The sequence below is a fragment of the Aeromonas lacus genome, from assembly GCF_000764665.1.
Classification (GTDB): Bacteria; Pseudomonadota; Gammaproteobacteria; order Enterobacterales; family Aeromonadaceae; genus Aeromonas; species Aeromonas lacus.
Genome location: NZ_JRGM01000104.1, coordinates 1 through 1,783, shown reverse-complemented (window position 1 = coordinate 1,783; position 1,783 = coordinate 1). Strand labels below are relative to the sequence as shown.

Genomic DNA, 1,783 nt, shown 5'->3' with positions numbered 1-1,783 from the left:
TCGTGATGTTTTTTTGAACTGAAAGATGAGGCCGCAGGCTGCCTAAATTTATAGGCACACCCCATGCCGAATCCGTCCCACTAGATCGACAACAGCCTGAACCCCCATTGGTGTAGCCAACAACTTAGCTGGGGCTACGCCACCGAGGCCCCAGGCGGTGCGGTTTAACCACGACAGTGTCTTGACGGTATCGTTCCTGTGGAAGACTAGTGCCGCATCGAGGGCCTGTGCAACTCCGTATACCCTGACACCCTGCGATATTGATAGGGGGGCTGCAATCCGCAGCTTGCGGGTCAGTGTACTCCGGCTAATACCCACCCACTGGCAAACCATCCCCACATCAGTCTTCATCAATTCAGCGAGCCGATAGAGTATGTCCGGTGCTACGCCAGCCACGATCCATTGATGTGCTCCTAGTGGGTCACGAGGAATACCAAGAGCTTCCAGGAGACAGTTCGTAGTAGCTGCGTCACTACTAGGATGATATGTTGTATAGGGCATCATGTAGCATTCCTCATTGTACAAACACGACCTCTCATGAGCTATCCTACCCCAAACTGTCGGTTTGAGTGGAACAAATGCCCCTGCATTGAGGAGGGCTGATGACCGAGTTGGTCTGTACTGAACCAGGTTTAGGCATTGAGCTTGGGACTACTTTTCAGGTTCTATCGGAGAACGGCTCTGAATGGGAAATCCTGTTGGGGAATGAATACCGCAGGGTCAACAAACGCAGCGGGCGCGTTACAGGCTGGAAAACACCTCCAAAATTTGAGTGCAAAGACATCCAAAAATAACAAATGAGAGTTCAATGCTGGTTATGCCAGTGATAAATAGCCAGCCCAGGTTACTCCCACATCAAAAGCAGAAGATATTATAGTTTTCATAAAGCCTTAAATAAGGAGCTTAGCATGCTCGTAAAAGAAATTGTGCCAACAGAGCAGGTCGTTGACATTCTCTGTGATGTCTGTGGTCGTAGTACAAAAACGAATTTTGGAACCAATCAATACGGCTCGTTATCGGCGGATTTTGGCTATGGTTCCCGTCACGATGGTGAGCGTTATCTGGTGCATCTGTGTGAAATGTGTTTTTTCGGTATACTCGCAACAATGAGGGAGATGCATCGCGGGGAACATATGTTTGACGATGACTATGAGGCTGCAAACCCAGACACATTTGGGCGTGATTATTCTAATAGGGAGATAATCTGAATAGTATGCCCCTATATTCGAGGTTGTGTGGAGAGAACTATTTCCTATCATCGACTCATTCTGTGAGCCAATGATATTCTCCAATCGGCTCATTTCGTGAGCCGATCAAGATCGTTCATCGGCTCATCTGGTGAGGTGGTCTCAACGCTCACTACCACTTGGATTTAATTTTTAGCTACATAGTTTCATAGCAGATTGGAGCTAGGCCAATAAGCAGATCCAAACGCAATTTAGCTCACGAATTTTAAATGATGCTATTTTTTGAGTCATCTTGGTGCCAAAAACAGTGGTGCTAATGCTGGGGTTGAGAGATAATTTATCTGATATAAAAATGTGATACATGAGGATAAAAATGAACGATTTTTTGAAAACTCTGTTGAATATCCGTAGTCTGCGTGCTGCATTGCGCGAGCTCTCTTTTGAGCAGTTGGTCGAGGCTAAAGATAAATTTGACGAAATCTATGCCGAACGTGAGCAGCAAGAGAGCAAAATCAGAGCAGAGTCAGCAGAACGCCTGCAAAAACTGGCTGAGTTTACCGAGATGCTGAAAGAGGCTGGCATCGATCCGAGTGAGC

General features: G+C 46.8%; 4 protein-coding genes. 3 read left to right on the top strand and 1 reads right to left on the bottom strand.

Going from position 1 to position 1,783, the window contains the following annotated elements:
• Window positions 1-48: 48 nt before the first annotated feature.
• Window positions 49-501 (bottom strand): antitoxin Xre/MbcA/ParS toxin-binding domain-containing protein, encoded by a 453-nt coding sequence (locus tag LG31_RS0107825; RefSeq protein ID WP_033113930.1) that lies wholly within the window; start codon window positions 499-501, stop codon window positions 49-51.
• A 101-nt stretch (window positions 502-602) separates the two neighbouring features.
• Here LG31_RS0107825 and LG31_RS0107820 point away from each other — a divergent pair, with 101 nt between their 5' ends.
• The 3 genes from LG31_RS0107820 to LG31_RS0107810 all read left to right on the top strand — a co-directional run.
• Window positions 603-794: a hypothetical protein gene (locus LG31_RS0107820; protein ID WP_033113929.1), complete on the top strand. Its 192-nt coding sequence runs from the start codon at window positions 603-605 to the stop codon at window positions 792-794.
• 114 nt (window positions 795-908) lie between these two features.
• Entirely contained in the window at window positions 909-1,208 is a 300-nt protein-coding gene (locus LG31_RS0107815; protein WP_033113928.1) for a hypothetical protein, read from the top strand.
• A 352-nt stretch (window positions 1,209-1,560) separates the two neighbouring features.
• Window positions 1,561-1,783 (top strand): H-NS family histone-like protein (locus tag LG31_RS0107810; protein ID WP_033113927.1); only part of this gene is annotated, 223 nt, incomplete at its 3' end.